At 56.5% G+C, this 17,300-nt stretch carries 16 protein-coding genes and 2 pseudogenes; 11 read left to right on the top strand and 7 right to left on the bottom strand.

Annotated features, from left to right (window positions below; translation table 11 throughout):
• Positions 1–18: 18 nt before the first annotated feature.
• The 5 genes from FS777_RS11650 to FS777_RS11630 all read left to right on the top strand — a co-directional run bounded on the left by FS777_RS11650 (position 19) and on the right by FS777_RS11630 (position 6,709).
• On the top strand, positions 19–2,259 hold the full coding sequence (locus FS777_RS11650; RefSeq protein WP_058637581.1) for a bifunctional prephenate dehydrogenase/3-phosphoshikimate 1-carboxyvinyltransferase: 2,241 nt from the start codon (positions 19–21) through the stop codon (positions 2,257–2,259).
• Positions 2,256–2,942, top strand: a complete 687-nt coding sequence (cmk, locus tag FS777_RS11645; RefSeq protein WP_058637582.1) for a (d)CMP kinase — start codon at positions 2,256–2,258, stop codon at positions 2,940–2,942. The genes FS777_RS11650 and cmk overlap by 4 nt, the downstream gene beginning before the upstream one ends.
• 124 nt (positions 2,943–3,066) lie before the next feature.
• Positions 3,067–4,743 (top strand): 30S ribosomal protein S1, encoded by a 1,677-nt coding sequence (gene rpsA, locus FS777_RS11640; RefSeq protein WP_003252673.1) that lies wholly within the window; start codon positions 3,067–3,069, stop codon positions 4,741–4,743.
• Positions 4,744–4,896: 153 nt separating this feature from the next.
• Complete coding sequence (locus tag FS777_RS11635; protein WP_145255600.1) at positions 4,897–5,772, top strand: carboxylate/amino acid/amine transporter; 876 nt, start codon at positions 4,897–4,899, stop codon at positions 5,770–5,772.
• A gap of 1 nt (position 5,773) precedes the next feature.
• Positions 5,774–6,709: an AEC family transporter gene (locus tag FS777_RS11630; protein WP_145255597.1), complete on the top strand. Its 936-nt coding sequence runs from the start codon at positions 5,774–5,776 to the stop codon at positions 6,707–6,709.
• Between the two features lie 128 nt (positions 6,710–6,837).
• On the opposite strand, the gene FS777_RS11625 is transcribed toward FS777_RS11630, so the two are convergent.
• The 3 genes and pseudogenes from FS777_RS11625 to FS777_RS11615 form a co-directional block, all read right to left on the bottom strand.
• A complete protein-coding gene (locus FS777_RS11625) occupies positions 6,838–7,836 on the bottom strand; it encodes a DUF2314 domain-containing protein (RefSeq protein WP_145255594.1) in 999 nt (332 codons plus the stop codon).
• Between the two features lie 111 nt (positions 7,837–7,947).
• Positions 7,948–8,553: pseudogene (locus FS777_RS11620) on the bottom strand (mechanosensitive ion channel family protein); the annotation flags it as partial.
• A 158-nt stretch (positions 8,554–8,711) separates the two neighbouring features.
• Positions 8,712–9,173 carry a helix-turn-helix domain-containing protein gene (locus FS777_RS11615; RefSeq protein ID WP_145255591.1) on the bottom strand — a complete coding sequence of 154 codons (462 nt, stop codon included), beginning with the start codon at positions 9,171–9,173 and terminating at the stop codon, positions 8,712–8,714.
• 128 nt (positions 9,174–9,301) lie between these two features.
• On the opposite strand from FS777_RS11615, the gene FS777_RS11610 reads away from it, so the two are divergent.
• The 6 genes from FS777_RS11610 (at position 9,302) to FS777_RS11585 (ending at position 15,124) form a co-directional block, all read left to right on the top strand.
• Positions 9,302–9,697, top strand: a complete 396-nt coding sequence (locus FS777_RS11610; RefSeq protein ID WP_145255588.1) for a hypothetical protein — start codon at positions 9,302–9,304, stop codon at positions 9,695–9,697.
• A gap of 49 nt (positions 9,698–9,746) precedes the next feature.
• Entirely contained in the window at positions 9,747–10,214 is a 468-nt protein-coding gene (locus FS777_RS11605) for a hypothetical protein (protein ID WP_145255585.1), read from the top strand.
• A gap of 5 nt (positions 10,215–10,219) precedes the next feature.
• The gene (locus FS777_RS21700) at positions 10,220–10,609 is read left to right on the top strand and encodes a hypothetical protein (RefSeq protein WP_145255583.1); all 390 of its coding nucleotides are present in this window, start codon (positions 10,220–10,222) and stop codon (positions 10,607–10,609) included.
• Positions 10,610–11,542: 933 nt separating this feature from the next.
• A complete protein-coding gene (locus FS777_RS11595) occupies positions 11,543–11,821 on the top strand; it encodes a hypothetical protein (protein ID WP_145255581.1) in 279 nt (92 codons plus the stop codon).
• A gap of 464 nt (positions 11,822–12,285) precedes the next feature.
• Positions 12,286–13,944, top strand: a complete 1,659-nt coding sequence (locus tag FS777_RS11590) for an ATP-dependent endonuclease (RefSeq protein ID WP_145255578.1) — start codon at positions 12,286–12,288, stop codon at positions 13,942–13,944.
• On the top strand, positions 13,937–15,124 hold the full coding sequence (locus FS777_RS11585) for a UvrD-helicase domain-containing protein (RefSeq protein ID WP_145255575.1): 1,188 nt from the start codon (positions 13,937–13,939) through the stop codon (positions 15,122–15,124). The genes FS777_RS11590 and FS777_RS11585 overlap by 8 nt, the downstream gene beginning before the upstream one ends.
• Positions 15,125–15,210: 86 nt before the next feature.
• Here the strand turns inward: FS777_RS11585 and FS777_RS11580 are convergent.
• From FS777_RS11580 to FS777_RS11560, 4 genes and pseudogenes are all read right to left on the bottom strand, one after another.
• Positions 15,211–15,363 (bottom strand): annotated as a pseudogene (locus FS777_RS11580) (type I glyceraldehyde-3-phosphate dehydrogenase); the annotation flags it as partial.
• Between the two features lie 21 nt (positions 15,364–15,384).
• A complete protein-coding gene (locus FS777_RS11575) occupies positions 15,385–15,672 on the bottom strand; it encodes a hypothetical protein (RefSeq protein ID WP_145255569.1) in 288 nt (95 codons plus the stop codon).
• 582 nt (positions 15,673–16,254) lie between these two features.
• Positions 16,255–16,506, bottom strand: coding sequence for a hypothetical protein (locus FS777_RS11570; protein WP_145255566.1), 252 nt, complete (start codon positions 16,504–16,506; stop codon positions 16,255–16,257).
• Between the two features lie 405 nt (positions 16,507–16,911).
• Positions 16,912–17,253 (bottom strand): hypothetical protein, encoded by a 342-nt coding sequence (locus tag FS777_RS11560; RefSeq protein ID WP_145255564.1) that lies wholly within the window; start codon positions 17,251–17,253, stop codon positions 16,912–16,914.
• Between the last annotated feature and the right edge of the window lie 47 nt (positions 17,254–17,300).

The raw sequence follows: 17,300 nt of genomic DNA, 5'->3' as shown, positions 1-17,300 counted from the left end.
CGTACAGGGTTCATACCAGTGGTAAAAGCAGCAAACACCAAACCCGCCCCGATCATCGACCGCCTGGTGGTGGTCGGCCTCGGTCTGATCGGTGGCTCGTTCGCCAAAGGCCTGCGTGAAAGCGGCCTGTGCCGCGAAGTGGTCGGCGTCGACCTCGATGCGCCGTCGCGCAAGCAGGCCGTTGCCCTGGGCGTGGTCGACCGCTGCGAAGAGGACCTGGCCACGGCCTGCCTTGGCGCCGATGTGATCCAACTGGCCGTGCCAATTCTAGCCATGGAGAAAGTTCTGGCGCGCCTGGCCCGGCTCGATCTGGGTGAGGCCGTGATCACGGACGTTGGCAGTGCCAAGGGCAACGTCGTGCGCGAAGCGCGTTCGGTGCTTGGCGAGCGCTTGTCGCGTTTCGTGCCTGGCCACCCCATCGCTGGCTCCGAGCAGAGCGGGGTGGAGGCGTCCAACGCCAGCCTGTTCCGTCGGCACAAGGTCATCCTCACGCCGCTGGCCGAAACCGACCCTGCAGCGCTGGCCTTGGTCGATCGCCTGTGGCGTACGCTGGAGGCTGACGTTGAGCACATGCCGGTCGAGCGCCATGACGAAGTGCTGGCCGCGACCAGTCACTTGCCACACCTGCTGGCCTTCGGGCTGGTCGATTCGCTGGCCAAGCGCAATGAAAACCTGGACATCTTCCGGTACGCTGCGGGAGGTTTTCGCGATTTCACGAGAATCGCCGGTAGCGACCCGACCATGTGGCATGACATTTTTCTCGCCAACCGCGACGCTGTCCTGCGCACACTCGATACATTTCGCAGTGATCTCGACGCCCTGCGCGACGCGATCGCTGAAGGGGACGGGCACCAGCTGCTGGGTGTTTTCACCCGCGCTCGGTTTGCCCGCGAGCATTTCAGTAAAATCCTGGCCCGCCGGGCCTATGTGGACGCTATGAACGCCAACGATCTGATTTTCCTGGCCCAACCCGGTGGCCGCCTGAATGGGCGAATCCGCGTACCGGGCGACAAGTCGATTTCCCATCGCTCGATCATGCTCGGCTCGCTGGCCGAAGGCACCACCGAGGTCGAGGGTTTTCTCGAAGGTGAAGATGCCCTGGCGACCTTGCAGGCTTTTCGCGACATGGGCGTGGTCATCGAAGGCCCTCATCAGGGTCGCGTGACCATCCATGGCGTCGGCCTGCATGGCCTTAAGCCGCCGCCTGGCCCGCTGTACGTGGGCAACTCCGGTACCTCGATGCGCCTGCTGTCGGGCCTGCTGGCCGGCCAGTCGTTCGACGTCACCATGACCGGCGACGCCTCGCTTTCCAAGCGTCCGATGAACCGAGTGGCCAACCCTCTGCGCGAAATGGGGGCTGTGGTCGAGACCGGTCCGGACGGCCGTCCGCCGCTGACCATTCGTGGCGGCAGCAAACTCAAGGCGCTGACCTACACCCTGCCGATGGCCAGTGCTCAGGTCAAATCCTGCCTGCTGCTGGCTGGCCTGTACGCCGAAGGCAAGACCACCGTCACCGAGCCTGCGCCGACCCGTGATCACACCGAGCGCATGCTGCGCGGCTTCGGCTATTCGGTCGAAACCAACGGCCCGGTCGCTTCGCTGCAAGCTGGCGGCAAGCTGACCGCGACTCGCATCGAAGTGCCAGCGGACATTTCGTCGGCAGCGTTCTTCCTGGTGGCGGCGTCCATTGCCGAGGGTTCGGAGCTGGTGCTCGAACATGTCGGCATCAACCCCACCCGTACCGGCGTCATCGACATCCTGCGCCTTATGGGTGGCGATATCACCCTGGAAAACCAGCGTGAAGTCGGTGGTGAGCCGGTGGCCGACCTGCGCGTGCGCGGTGCCAAGCTCAAGGGCATCGATATCCCTGAAGAGCTGGTGCCGCTGGCCATCGATGAGTTCCCCGTGCTGTTCGTTGCCGCTGCCTGCGCTGAAGGGCGTACCGTGCTGCGCGGTGCCGAAGAACTGCGGGTTAAAGAGTCCGACCGCATCCAGGTGATGGCCGACGGCTTGATCACCCTGGGCATCCAGTGTGAGCCCACCCCCGATGGCATCATCATCGACGGCGGGCAACTGGGCGGTGGTGAGGTGCACGGGCACGGTGACCACCGCATCGCCATGGCCTTCAGCGTCGCATCGCTGCGCGCTAGCGCGCCGATTCGTATCCATGACTGCGCCAACGTCGCCACCTCGTTCCCCAACTTCCTGTCGCTGTGCGCTGAGGTTGGCATCCGCGTGGCCGAAGAGGATAAGTCGTGAGCACCTTGACGCCGGTCATCACCATTGATGGACCCAGTGGTTCCGGCAAGGGGACCGTGGCCGGTCTGATGGCACGCGAGCTGGGTTGGCGGCTGCTGGATTCGGGCGCGCTGTACCGTCTGCTGGCCTTCAATGCCAGCAACCACGGCGTGGACCTGACCAATGAGGAACTGCTGACCCAACTTGCCGCCCATCTGGATGTGCAATTCATTGCCGCCGAGCCCGGTAAACTGCAGCAGATCATTCTCGAGGGTGAGGATGTCAGCAACGTGATCCGCACCGAAACCGTCGGTGCCGGCGCTTCGATGGTCGCTTCGCTGCCTGCGGTGCGTGATGCACTGCTGGTGCGCCAGCGCGCCTTCCGTGAGGCGCCAGGCCTGATCGCCGACGGTCGTGACATGGGCACGGTGGTGTTTCCGGACGCGCCGCTGAAGGTGTTTCTCACCGCCAGTGCCGAGGAACGTGCCCGCCGCCGTTACCTTCAGTTGAAGGGCAAGGGTGAAGATGTTAGTCTGTCGAGTCTGCTGGATGAGATTCGTGCGCGTGACGAGCGCGACACCCAACGTGCAGTGGCCCCGCTAAAACCTGCGGCCGACGCCATTCAGTTGGACTCAACCGAGTTGTCCATCGAGCAGGTGTTGCAACGTATCAGGAGCGAGCTCGCCTTGCGCGATCTCCTCTGATAACCAGGAAGGCAGGCAGGGGCACCAGTCAACGTCCTGCCCGCTTTCCTTTATCTAAACGAAACCCACATTGTCTGGAATGTGGCGATGGGCGTCTGTTTCGCCCGAATCTACAGGAATTAAAATGAGCGAAAGCTTTGCAGAACTCTTTGAAGAAAGCCTGAAAACCCTCAATCTTCAGCCGGGTGCGATCATCACCGGTATCGTTGTCGACATCGACGGCGACTGGGTTACCGTACACGCTGGCCTGAAGTCCGAGGGCGTCATCCCGCTCGAGCAGTTCTACAACGAAGCTGGCGAGCTGACCATCAAGGTCGGTGACGAAGTGCACGTTGCGCTGGACGCGGTCGAAGACGGCTTTGGCGAAACCAAGCTGTCCCGTGAAAAAGCCAAGCGCGCCGAGTGCTGGATTGTTCTGGAAGCAGCTTTCGCCGCCGAAGAAGTGGTCAAGGGCGTTATCAACGGTAAGGTTAAGGGCGGCTTCACTGTCGACGTTAACGGCATCCGTGCGTTCCTGCCGGGCTCCCTGGTTGATGTCCGCCCAGTGCGCGACACCACCCACCTGGAAGGCAAAGAGCTGGAATTCAAGGTCATCAAGCTCGACCAGAAGCGCAACAACGTTGTCGTTTCCCGTCGCAGCGTGCTGGAAGCCGAGAACTCCGCCGAGCGCGAAGCCCTGCTGGAAACCCTGCAGGAAGGCCAGCAAGTCAAAGGTATCGTCAAGAACCTCACCGACTACGGCGCATTCGTGGACCTGGGCGGTATCGACGGCCTGCTGCACATCACCGACATGGCTTGGAAGCGTATCAAGCACCCATCGGAAATCGTTAACGTTGGCGACGAAGTCGACGTACGCGTTCTGAAGTTCGACCGCGAGCGCAACCGCGTTTCGCTGGGTCTGAAGCAGATGGGCGAAGATCCGTGGGTAGCTATCACTGCCCGTTACCCAGAAGGTACTCGCGTACAGGCTCGCGTAACCAACCTGACCGACTACGGCTGCTTCGCTGAGCTGGAAGAAGGCGTTGAAGGTCTGGTACACGTTTCTGAAATGGACTGGACCAACAAGAACATCCACCCGTCGAAAGTCGTTCAGGTTGGCGACGAAGTGGAAGTCATGGTTCTGGACATCGACGAAGAGCGTCGTCGTATCTCCCTGGGCATCAAGCAGTGCAAGTCCAACCCATGGGAAGACTTCTCCGGCCAGTTCAACAAGGGTGACAAGATCACCGGTACCATCAAGTCGATCACCGACTTCGGTATCTTCATCGGTCTGGACGGCGGCATCGACGGTCTGGTTCACCTGTCCGACATCTCCTGGAACGAAACCGGCGAAGAAGCCGTACGTCGTTTCAAGAAGGGCGACGAGCTGGAAACCGTCATCCTGTCGGTCGATCCAGAGCGCGAGCGCATCTCCCTGGGCATCAAGCAGCTGGAAGACGATCCGTTCTCCAACTTCGTTGCTGTCAATGACAAGGGCGCTATCGTCAAGGGCATCGTGAAAGAAGTTGACGCCAAAGGTGCCATCGTCACCCTGGCTGACGACATCGAAGCCACTCTGAAAGCTTCCGAAATCAGCCGTGACCGCGTTGAAGACGCGCGTAACGTTCTGAAGGAAGGCGAAGAGATCGAAGCCAAGATCATCAGCGTTGACCGCAAATCGCGTGTCATCAGCCTGTCGATCAAGTCCAAGGACGACGCTGAAGAGCGTGAAGCCATCCAGAGCCTGAAAAACGCTCCGGAAGCGGCTGCCGATACCACCATGGCTGCGCTGCTGCGCGAAGCAATGGCCAAGCAGAACTGAGTTCTGTTTGATCGGTAGAAAGGGCGACCCTCGGGTCGCCCTTTTTTATGGGCGTTATCTGCGCCTGCTTGGGGTGTGACCCTACGTTTTTCGTGGTTGAACTCGCTTGCCTCAACCCGCTAAGGTCCCGACCTTGATTTTCGAGAGACAACCATGGGCTATCTGATCATCGTCGCGCTTATCCAGGCGTTCTCTTTCAGCTTGATAGGCGAGTATCTGGCCGGTCACGTCGACAGTTATTTTGCCGTGCTTGCCCGCGTGGTGCTGGCGGGCTTGGTCTTTCTGCCGTTGACCCGATGGCGGCAAGTAGAACCGCGCTTTGTGCGCTCGATGCTGCTGATAGGCGCCTTGCAGTACGGCATCACCTACGTGTGCCTTTACTTGAGCTTTCGCGTGCTCAGCGTACCCGAGGTGTTGCTGTTCACCATTCTTACACCGCTGCACGTGACTCTGATCGAAGACGCCATGAATCGGCGGTTCAGCCCATGGGCGCTGGTGGCAGCGCTGGTGGCCGTGGCCGGAGCTGCGGTGATTCGCTTCGACAGCATCAGTGGCGAATTTTTCATGGGCTTCCTGTTGCTGCAGTTGGCCAACTTCACGTATGCCGCGGGCCAAGTGTTGTATCGGCATCTAGTTGCCCGGTTCCCCAGCGACCTGCCGCACTATGCACGGTTTGGCTATTTCTACCTGGGGGCGCTGTTGGTGGTCCTACCGGCGTTCGTGTTGTTCGGCAACAGCGCACACCTGCCCAGCACCCCGGTGCAATGGGGCGTCTTGGTGTTTCTGGGGCTGTGCCCCACGGCGCTGGGCCTGTACTGGTGGAACAAGGGGGCTTGCCTGGTATCGGGTGGCACACTTGCCGTCATGAACAACCTGCACGTGCCGGTGGGGCTGCTGCTCAACCTGCTGATCTGGAATCAGCATGAACCGCTTGGACGGCTTCTGGCAGGCGGTGCCATTATTCTGGGATCTGTATGGCTAAGCCGTTTCAGTGGACGGGCACAAGCTCCGATGCCCGGCAAAGCCTGACATGCATACCGTTTTCGTGATTGTTGCACCGATCTTCGCCTTGATCATCGTCGGCTACCTGTGCCGCCGCACCAACAAATTGGGCGACAAGGCGGCGGCCGAAATCAACAAGATGGTGGTCTGGTTGTGCCTGCCGGCCTTGCTGTTCAAGGTCACCGCCACGGCCACCTGGGCCGAAATCTGGCACCCTGGGTTCATCGCCGCATTTGGCGCCGGGGCGCTGGGGATGTTTGCGATTACCCTGCTGTGGCGGCTGCGTGGCGGCCATGGATTAGTGGCGTCGAGCATCGATGGGCTGAGTGCCGGCTACGCCAATACCGGCTACATCGGCATTCCCTTGTGCCTGCTGCTGTTCGGTCAGCCTGGCTTGCAGCCAGCGCTGATTTCGTCGTTGATCGTGGTCTGCCTGGTATTTGCTCTGTCGCTGATGTCGATCGAGATCGGCTTGCAGGATGAGCCCGAGGTCGGCCGCGCCGTGGGCCTGGTGCTCAGGGCACTGGCCAAGAACCCGCTAGTCGTCGCGCCGCTGGCAGGTGCAGCGTGGGCCATGACCGGGCTGGGGCTGGCCGAACCGGTGATGCACTTGCTCGACATGCTCGCATTGGCCACCACGCCCTGTGCATTGGTGTCGCTCGGAGCATTTCTGGCAGAGAAACAGCCGCGCGCACAGGCCAGCCCCTGGCCGCTGGTAGTGTTGAAATTGGTCGGCCAGCCGGCGCTGACGTGGGTGCTGGCCTACAAGGTGTTTCACCTGCCCGAGATGTGGGCCGCCTCGGCCGTGCTGCTGGCCGCGCTGCCCACCGGTACTGGGCCGTTCATGCTGGCGGAGTACTACAACCGGGATGCGGGGTTGATATCCAGGACCATTCTCTGGTCAACGGTAGTCTCGCTGCTCACCTTGACGGCGCTGCTGTACATATTGGGGTATGCGCAGTGAATGAGCGATTCAAACGTTTACAGATTCGGGTCGCGTTCAGCAAGACGCTGGCCGGGCCCAGAACGCTGAGGTGAGGCGCTGGTCCAGAACGCCTCACCGACATCGCTACTGGACCGTCGGGCAGGCCGCTAGCGCGCCAGCAGCCAGATCATGACCACCACGATTACCACGCCAGCCACGAACACCCAGCGGGACCGGCTGTGTTCCCGTGGCTGCGTCTGGGCGTGTGGCCGGGTGTGCGTCTGCGCCTTGTCAGGTTCAGCGAATCGCGCCTGCTGGGCAGGGGCTTGCGGCGCTGCCAGCGGTGCCTCTTCCCCGCGCAACAGTCGCACCAGTCGCGGCCATCCTGCCTGCTCGGCCAATTGCAACGGCGTTTGCCCCAACGGGTTGAGCGCCGAGGTGTCGGCCCCGTGCTCAAGCAGAGCACTCACCACCGGGTAGTTGCCCGCCAACGTCTCGCGGTGCAGCAGCAACCAACCGCCCTCATCGGGATCGGTGACCATGGCAGGGTGTTGCACCAGTGCATCGTGCACCTGCGCCACCATGTTCACGGCCATGGGATGGTCAGCCTCTTCCAGCTGCTTGAGCGCTTGTGCGTCAGCCGGCGTATCCAGAGCCCGCGAGAGCAACACCTGGGATTGCCCATTGGGCGCCGGTACGAGCGCCACGAAGCCGGGCTCAGCAAATTGCAGGCCCCAGGCCGCATCGTGTTCAGCACGTTCGGCTGCGGGCATCTCGCTGCGCATCGCATCGATGGTGAAGCCTCCATAGACCTCGCCGGCAGACACGTACATCCAGTCGGTGAGCGCCGAAAACGGCAGCGTCACCCGCTGCGATGCATCGAAGCCCGTGGCCCATTCCGGTTCGTTGAGCAGCACGCCGCTGATCGAGACGCCGTCGAACGCCACCTCGCTGAGCCACATGTTCTCCACGGTTGGCAGTTCCGGATCATCACCGTGGACCGGAAAAGCCATCTTCACGGCGGCCATGTCCAGGCCCTTGATAATCCGGCGTGCCTCCCAGGAAAGCTCGCGCCAGAAAAACTTGAACGTGGCCTGCGCATTGGCGATGGCGGTTTGAAGGGCAGGGCTGTTGTCGTCGGCCGGGTAGATGATTTGCTCGGTCATAGGGTACATCCGTGTGAGTGCGTGTTGATGACGGGGGGTATCAGGGTCATCAGACCGAAGAGCACGGGGCTGGTTCGAGGGGCTTGCGAGCCTTGAGCTCAGCCTCCCTGCTCAAGCCTCGCTCATTTCCTCAACCCGCCGCGACATCGGCGCCTGTACGGGCGCAAAATGCCCGGCCAGGCCAACGCGCATATCGTTGCCACTGGGCTGCTGATACAAGCTCAACCCAAACTCCGGCAACACCGCCAGCAGGTAATCGAAGATATCCCCCTGAATGCGCTCGTACTCGGCCCACACCGTGGTGGTGGTGAAGCAGTAGATCTCCAGCGGCACGCCTTCTGCCGTGGTCTGCATCTGGCGGACCATGCAGGTCATGTTCGCGTGCACGTCCGGGTGGTTTCTCAGGTAGGCCAATGCGAAGGCGCGGAAGGTGCCAATGTTGGTCAGCTTGCGCCGGTTGGCCGAGAGTTCCGCCACCGGCCCCAAGGCTTCGTTCCAGCTTTGCAGCTCCTGACGTTTGCCGGCCAGGTAGTCACCCAGCAGGCGTACCTGACTCAGGCGCTGCTCCTCTTCACGGGTCAGGAAACGGACCCCGGCCGCGTCGATGAACAGGCTGCGCTTGATGCGCCGGCCGCCCGACTGCTGCATGCCACGGTAGTTGCGGAACGATTCGCTCATCAGGCGCCAAGTGGGGATGGAAACGATGGTCTTGTCGAACCTTTACACCCGTGAGTAGCCTCTAAAATGGACAAATAAATCTCTTACAAAACAACCAGTTACTGAGATTGTGAAATGTCCATCTTTTCACCCAAAAATGGACAGGCCGGCTAGCCACCCTGGCGGCACCGGTTACTGCTCCATCCATCCGACCGCTTTCAACTCTCCAGCTTCTGGTGCCATAGCCGACGCAACGTCGACTCAGGCATCCCGAGCTTTCTCGCAGCCTCACCTTGAGTAAACCCTTTTGCCTTCAGCTCCTGTACCGCCTGCCATTTCTCTCGGGCTGACAAAACGTTGAGCGGAACCTTGTTGTCAGGCTCCGAGGGCTGGTGAGCATCAGCCAATTCGAGGGCTTCGATCTCGGCCAGTGAGGCGAGAAGGACTTCCCGAGGCGTGCGGTTACTGTCGCGAGAAACCGTCAGAGCAACCAGGGCGGTAAGTTCAAGATCAAGCGCTGCAGCCAATTTTTGGCTTACATCCAAGGTCACTGAGTGCTTCCCACTCTCCACCTTGCTGACGGTCGTTTGATCCAGTTGGGTAGCCATGGAGTGCTGCGTGACGCCCTTACGCTGACGCAGCATTTGGAGCACTGCCGCAAAAGATTGGCGGAGCGACATTACAAATCCCCAAAAGCTAAGAGGTATGCCGCGTTTGCTTACCGCCAAACAAAGGAATATATTCATCATTTTGGCGACAAGGCCTCTGGCCTGCAATTTATGGGAAATGAAATGCGAGGTTGTGCTTGATGGAAAGCCCACTCAACGATGGGCTGCTGGGTGAGGGGGGAATCGATCTAATCGGTTCCGAGCTGACTCTGGAGGGCGTGCTCCTCGCTGCTCGAGAGCACTTCAAGTGGATGCCTCTATGCGTTGTGGAGGAGTGGGTGATCTTGGATGCCATCCTCACGGAAGATGAGCTGGCCAGGGTAGCTGCGGCTGGCTGCCAGCCCATGTTCCTGTTTGCCCACAAGGTTGTTCACGATGAACAGCGGCGTTTCGAGCCGGGAGACTGGGTTAGGTCAACAATCGCTCAGACCTTCAAGGATGGATATCTATTCGGGACGCGGAATACGGTCTACGTGCTTAAGGGCCCTGGGTATCGTAAGGCATCCACCTTGCAAGGCATCTTCTCCATCTTTTAGGTGTCACGGCCTTGCTCGTGACGACTCGACTATTCCAGAGATCAAAAATATGTTCCGTTCCCACCAAGCTGACATGGCCGGCATGCCCGGTATGTTCGGTGATGGGCTGATGCATTGGCATAGCGTATCCCGAGCTCTCGCTACCCACTGGTACCACGTTAGCGTTCAGCGTTTCCATGATGGTCAATTCAGAAATCATACGGAAATGCCCAACGATGAGGCCCGACTGGTTGAGCTGTTGTTAGCCCAAGATCAGAGCCTGGTTGTCCGGGAAGTCCAAGCGGTCACACCGGGCTGGATGAACAAAAGTGATGGCTGGAAGATGGAAAAGCTGATGTCTCTCTCCATGGGCTTTAGCCAGGAAGAAGTGCCGGTGTCGATTCTTGAAGTTGAGAGTGGCGAGGTATACATCGACTCGCATGAGCCAGGTCTCAATGTTGAGTCTCTGACGGGGCTGAAAGAGCTGTACCGGCGCTGCCCTGTAACACCTGCTTCAGCCGAGATGGCGGGGGCGTAATAATCATGAGAGACATCAGCACGGTTTCAGTCGACTTCCATGTTAAGCGTTACTCTGATTTTGACCTGCTTCGAATTGCTCGAGCTGTCGGGCAGGGTTTTGAGGACGAGGTCACCGCCTACCTTGTGAACGCTCAAATACACGCTTGTAGTGTGGTAGGCGTGGTGTTTGGACATGCTCGAAAAGGGCCCTATGGGCGGTTTTCGGATGGTCACCTGATACGGACTTCGGACATCCAAAAGGTAGAGAGGGAAGGGAGGTTCTGGGTTATCACGACCGTGTATTCCCGTTACGTCGTGGCTACCTTTAAGCGAGATGGTGGTCGGAGGAGCCTTCGCGAGTTCAGGCGCCTTGCTGGAGGCGGATATCTCCCATCACCGAATCGGCTTCACTGATTTATACGCAGGGGGCGTGCCGCTGATAGCGGCCAGGCTGTCGTGAACCGAGCCATGGCGTTCCGCCCAGTCTCGGCCCTGTCGGGCTTCCATCCTTTTCGCCTTCGGCCTTCCTGGCCTGCGCGCTCCGCTTGCTAAGGGCGAAGCAATAGCGATGTTGTACATTCGAATATTGCGGAAGACAGTCTCTGATTTGGAGTCGAGCGGGAGGCCGTTTCCCTTCATACCTCTGAATTCAGCGGATGGGAGGGGATTACGTTTATTATGATAATAAAGTTTTTCGATGTGTTGATTCTGAGGAGGATGAGGCGTGGGAAATATTTTTCAAGGATAATTGACATACAAGTTTTCGAATCATATACTGGCGCCAACTTGAACTGGAGCACTCTAGAACACTGCCGGCGCAACATATGGTAAGCCCTACGACCTCCATAGAGGCACGCTCGAACGATACGGATTATCTTAGAGTGTGTAAAAGCCCCTTAGCTGGGGCTTTTTTACGTCTGAATCTTTTGCGGCGACCAGGATCCTTGTCCCTTGTCCCTCATTCGTATAACCCCTTGGTAAAAAACTTCAGAAAATTTCTCAAGGTTTGCCGAAACGAACCGTTTCTATCAGCAAGAGCAAATTTTTGAGAACGTCATGACCTCTAGCAAGCATTGCAGGCCCAGGGTTAAATTCAAAGCAGCCTCAGCCTTTCGCTTTCCGAATACAGATGAGAGTTACCGCGCTACCGTGAGACTCGAAAGCTCCGGGCTCATCAATACCTGGCTGCATGACTTCAGGGTGGCCTATACACCGCTGCAAGCCAATCTGGTCGCAGCGAGCTTAATCCAGTCGATTATCCATTTGATTGTGCCTAAGGGGCAGGACGAGAGAAGTACGGAACTTAATGATAGGATCGGGATTTGAACGAAACTTATAGTCCCTAATATGCCAAAGTCTCAGATTGGAATTGACGAGATTCAGTGGGTAGGGTTTGGAGAGGCTTTTGTAGCAAGTGGAGCTTTGCTAGATCCCGATCCAGTAGTCGAATTCAAGGAAGAAGCAGTGGCAATCTATGATATGAATATCAGGCCCTACGGCGAATTAATTATGCTTAAGTTTGGCTGGGTAGAGTGGGTGCTTAGTCCTGCTGAAGCGGAGTGGTTGGCAGACCAGCTATGGATCGCGGCGCATTTGGCAGCAAAGCAAGCGAAAGTCTCAAGCTGACCTGAGGCTTGTCTATGCGATTCGGGAAGGGGTAGTCCCTCCGGATCGTATTTCGTAGATGAGGAGGGGCTTGCGATATGTGGTTTACGAACGGGTCAGGAGGGCACCCAGCTGAAGGAGAAGCTATTAATAGCTGAAAGTGGGGCTTGTTCCGCGATAGGTCGAATCATGGCTCAGCCATAATTGATTCCAACTCAAGATTTTCGACGGTGTTAGGTCACCAGTACCGTGTGGCCTGAGGCTGTGGGAGTTTTTTGCGATTTCAGACGGTTCGTGAGACGCCTCTGATCGCAACTGGACATCTCTCAAGCTCCCGCGCTATGTTCGCAGTCGCGACCTCCAATTTCACATTCCATGAAGCCTTCCAGCACGCGATTAGCCTGCCGGCTGATGTGTCAGCTTAGGGGAACATTGAAATTCTATAGGGGGTACGGTAAACATCGCGACGGTCAGAGGGACTTGATGTGCACGTAAAATCTCTTCGCTTGGTGAACTTTAAAAAATTTGCAGATGAGCATTTTGAGTTCAATCGGGATGTGAACATCTTCGTGGGGGACAACGATGCAGGGAAAAGTACGATTCTAGAGGCTCTGGAAATCGTGCTGAATTACAGCCATCGCGGACGTTCATTCCCTGGTGAGTTTTCTCCAGATCTGTTCAACCGTGATGCCACTGGCGCGTTTTTAAAGACCAACCGGGCTTCAAAACACCTTCCAAAGCTTTTGATTGAAGCCTACATCGAAGGCGTTCCTGACTACAAAGGCAGCAACAACGATCTAGGACTAGACACTCAAGGCGTGATCGTTCAGGCCCATTTCGATCCATCCCTTGAGGATGCTTACCAAGAATTTCTGGCTACGAACCCGCAGCTGACGGCCATCCCGGTTGAGTTCTACACTGTGGAGTGGCTGGATTTCTCTTGGCAGCCTATCCGCCATCTGTCCAAAAAATTCAAAGCGCAGTACATTGACCCAACTCGAATTCATCCCACCATGGGTAAAAATCAGTACATCGGCAACATCCTCAACGCTGCGCTAGCCAAAGAAGATTACGTTAAGCTTACGATCAACTATCGCGAGAACCAACAAGCTTTTAACAGTTCGAGCGAGGTCAGCACGATCAACCAGAACCTTGATTCGGGTAAGCTGGTAACAGATGGAACGTTGTCGATTGCTGCGAATACTTTGCCGGTCGGATCTATTCAAACTGGGCTGCAACTGAAGGTCGATGAAGTCCCATTTCACTTCATTGGTAAAGGAGAACAAAGCAAAGTTCAGATCAAGCTGGCGATTCAGAACAGGCCGGGAGACATCGATCTGGTATTGATCGAGGAGCCGGAAAACCATCTTTCGCATACCAACCTAAACCGGCTCGTGAGCTACATTGAGGAGCAGCGAGCGGACAAGCAGCTTTTCCTGACGACTCATAGTTCGTATGTGCTCAACAAGCTGAGCTTGGACAAAATCTGTCTTGTTCAGACGAAGTATCAGAGGCTGCATGAGCTGAGCCCTAAGGTGGTCAAAACCCTGAAGCGCTTGCCAGGTTATGACTCGCTGAGAGTCGCTTTGTCACGCAAGGTGATTTTGGTAGAGGGGCCATCAGACGAACTGGTACTAAAAAAAATATACCACAGGAAGCATGGTGTCTTACCTGAGCAGCATGGGATAGACATCATCGTCGTTCGAGGTGTGGGATTTGAAACCTTTATCGAGATCGGTAAGGTAATCGGTACCCAGATCCATGTGTTGCGAGACAATGATGGCGACTATGAGCGGCATGTGGCGCCCAGAAAGCAAAAGTACCAAGCCTATCCAAACATCAAGGTAGTTTCCTCACAGGAAAATGAGGAGTTTTCCCTTGAACCAGCCCTGATCCATGCCAACTCCAAGAGCAGCAAGACTCTTGATGCGCTTGCCAAGGTTATGTTGAGTTCTCAGACCTACGAAACCTACGAGGCTAAGCCTAGCTTGTCGGATAAAAAGGCCTACCTGGTTAGATGGTTCCAGAGCGTTCCAGGTAACGGCAAAGGGGCAAGAAAAGTCGACTCTGCAATTCGTCTGTTCGACAGCAAATTGAAGTTTCATGTGCCGCAGTTCCTTGAAGAGGTTCTGGACTTTGGCTAATGAATTGTGGATCGCTGGCGCGGGCTCGGGCAAAACGCATTCGATCGTTTCCGAGGCCATTGAGGCCATTGGGCGTGGAGAGAGGGTGTTGGTGGTAACGTACACCACTAACAATCAAGCTGAGCTGAGATCGCGTTTCGCCGAGCTGCATGGTGGAAGCAGCGACAGGTTCGTGGTGAAGGGGCTGTACTCCTTTTACCTTGAGGATATGATCAGACCCTATCAACGTGTGATTTTCCAGACGCGAATTGCTACCACGCTCTTTAACACTGGTAACCCTCACCAAAATTCCAAGACCCGTAGGACAATTCCTGGGCGCAGTGAGTTCATCGACGGTGTGATCAACCCGCTTCACTACCTAAGCGCATGCCATACGAAGGCTCACACTAGCCTTTTGGGTAAACTTGCTTGCCAGGTTGCCAAACTATCCAAAGATGCTCCGGCTAAACGGCTTGCTGAGATTTACGATCGTGTTTACTTCGATGAGGTGCAGGATCTTGTTGGATGGGACTACCAGGTCATTAAGTCGCTGAACAAGGCAATGCCAAGATCGCTACGTTGTGTAGGGGACTTCAGGCAGACCATCTATGATACAGCCTACGGCCAGAAAGCGCCGCGCACTGCCGATGAGAAACTAAACATCTTCTTGGGAAGGCTTCGCTTCCAGCGGAAAACGCTGAAGACGAACCGCCGATGTATTCAGGAAATATGCGATTTGGGTGACACCGTTCACTACGGGATCGCTTCGCTTTACGAGAAGACTGAATCAGCTGTCAAAGTGATTCCGGAGGCGTTTAAGCAACACTTAGGGGTGTATGTTGTCAGGCAGTCTGAGGTAGGCGCATACCTCCAGGTCTTTCAGCCCATGGTGCTTAAGTGGCGTGGGGACTCAGGACTGAAATTCCTACCGCCGAACACTGATTTTTATACGTTCGGTAAAAGTAAAGGGCTCGGCTTTGATCGGGTGCTGGTTCTGCCTACAGCCAATTTCGCAAGTTTTCTGATTGGTGATCAAACTGCCTTTGATGCAGACTCGTCGGATGAGGCTCGGAACAAGCTTTACGTTGCTATCACTCGGGCGCGATACAGCATAGGTTTTGTGGTGGAGGATAAAGTTGCAGAGAACTGGCCCTTTCCGATCTGGATGGGCGGAGATCAGCCTGGAACTGGTGAGAGTTAGCTCCTAGATTTCGCCGAGCTCCCCTCGATGAGCCAGGAGGTGGGCAGCTGTGCGAATGACTACTAGCTCAACGCCTTACGTCGACGTTTGTTCTCGGCAGCCGACTTGAACCACTGGCTGACCTCCTCGATGCTGGTCGCGCGTTCCACTTCGAACACACAATCAGTCAGCGAGGAGTTGGCCAGTGGCAGGCGCACAGCGTGACCATTGAGGCGACCGCGCAGATCGGGGAAGGTTTCCTATATAATTTTTATTGTCTGTTAATCTCGGCGTCGCGCGCGGATACTGGCGCTGGCAGTCATGATGTTGCAGAAGTGCACAACATCTGTGTAATTTCTAAGGGAGTAGACCCCTCGGCCATAGCCCTCTAGAGATTCCTCCCATTGATGGACTTGGATATATCCAGAGGAAGAGTTTGCAAGTATTTCAAATGCCACTGCATTGTGGTTGTCAATAAACACTTCAAATTTCTTATTTCCATCTGTTATTTTGTAGCCTTGCTCGCTTGCGACATTTTTAATGATATTTACTAGGTCATCAAGGTTCATTCTTTGTCTTGCTTCCTGTCTTAATAAGGAGACTTTTCGCTACGCTATTTTTAGATCGCTAGTTTGGATGCTACTAAATGGCCATCTACGTGTCTAGTCTCAGGGCAGTGCCCCTAGTAGCTGAATCAAACCGAGGTACCGGACAAAAAGGGTGGCGCAGACACCGCTTGGAACATGCAGGTGAGACCATCGCAGCGAGGCTTTCGCCAGCTTGTCGACGCGTGTCACGATTCGGCGGCTTTCATGCAGTCAGCCTCAAGGATCTTGCGCTGTTGGCCGTTGGACGATGGTGATCCATGCCAGTGAAACACCGCACAAATGCTTGCACCTGGCGATAAGAAAACCCCTGCGACTTAGTCCTGGGCCTGCAGAAGTCGAACGACCGTATTGGGTCGAATTCACCTGTCCCCCGCCTATTGGTGATAGCTGCCAGTCGTCGATGACCGCATTCGACCCATGTAGGAACTGACACGGCACCCTGATGGCTAGATCTGAGGACGGCTCTTCTGGGACTGTGGTTATGCCCACTTTGGTGGGGAACAAGCGGCGCAAGCTATGGCCTGCACCGCAACTCTCAAGGCACTATTCCATGACCGAGCACTCAACCCGCAAGAACGGGAAAAGCTCGTCTGGATTACGGCATTCGCTGTTTAGCTTCGCGCGTGCTGCTTCTGCGAGTGACTTTGTCGAGTAGCTTGGCTTCAGCCTTAATTTTTCTTGATTGTCATAGATGTCGAAACCACCTGACACGGTGGCGGCATAGAAGCGAGATCCTGATTGGAAGGATTCTTTTTCAATTGGAACTGCTGGAACGATAACAAATCTTGTTTGCATATTTCGTGCCTCCCTTGGCAGATACCTTAGTATTAGCCTGAGGAGTGAAAGGCATCAATATGACTCATCGAGACGAATTAATGGCGCGTCGTGTCACTCTTAAACGACTCAAAATTCAGACCAGGCGACTGGGCTGCTTTGGTCATCTGCCTCATGCAATGTTCCTTTCGCTGTAGCTAGGCATTCCTTGAGCTTTTCTATGCTCATGACCTTGGCACCACGATGAACCACCGCATGGCAGTTCGGGCTTGTGGGATGATCCGCGCGAGCAAAGGCGCGTCGTGTGTTCGAGTTGAGAATATTGGCTGTGAAGAACTCCAGAAAGCGCACATCGGCGCGCTCGCCGGCCTGGCTGACAAGTACTGGCAGCGCGTGGCTCTGCGAGGGGGGCAATCAGTGACTTTATCACCCAGAGTTCTGCTCCGCCAGCTGAGCTTTGAGCGCAATGGCTTGCGCCACCAGATTCTCGATCTCGGCGGGGCTGGGGGCTTCCGGTTCGATATCGCCCACTTTGATTCGAAGCTTTCGGCCCCAACGAGCTGTTATCCATGCCCCGACAGCAACGCCAATGACCGGGCCAGCAACTGACGCGAGCGAGATAATGTACTGTCCCACCGAATACCCGGTTGCCCCATCAGCATCGAATGTCATTCTTCGTTGCGCAGATAAAATGCCGGCCTCGCGCCGCGCCGCGCTGACTGCGCTCAGATCCCGTTGATATGCGGGATCCGTGATGGAGGGGGGCATCGGGTGCAGCGGTAAGGATGAGCGTTAACCGTTCGTGATCGCTCTGC

Origin of the sequence: Pseudomonas sp. DE0157 (assembly GCF_007678615.1) — a bacterium.
Lineage (GTDB): Bacteria > Pseudomonadota > Gammaproteobacteria > Pseudomonadales > Pseudomonadaceae > Aquipseudomonas > Aquipseudomonas parafulva_B.
The sequence above is the reverse complement of the archived record's forward strand: the minus strand, read 5'-3'. Positions and strand labels throughout refer to the sequence as shown.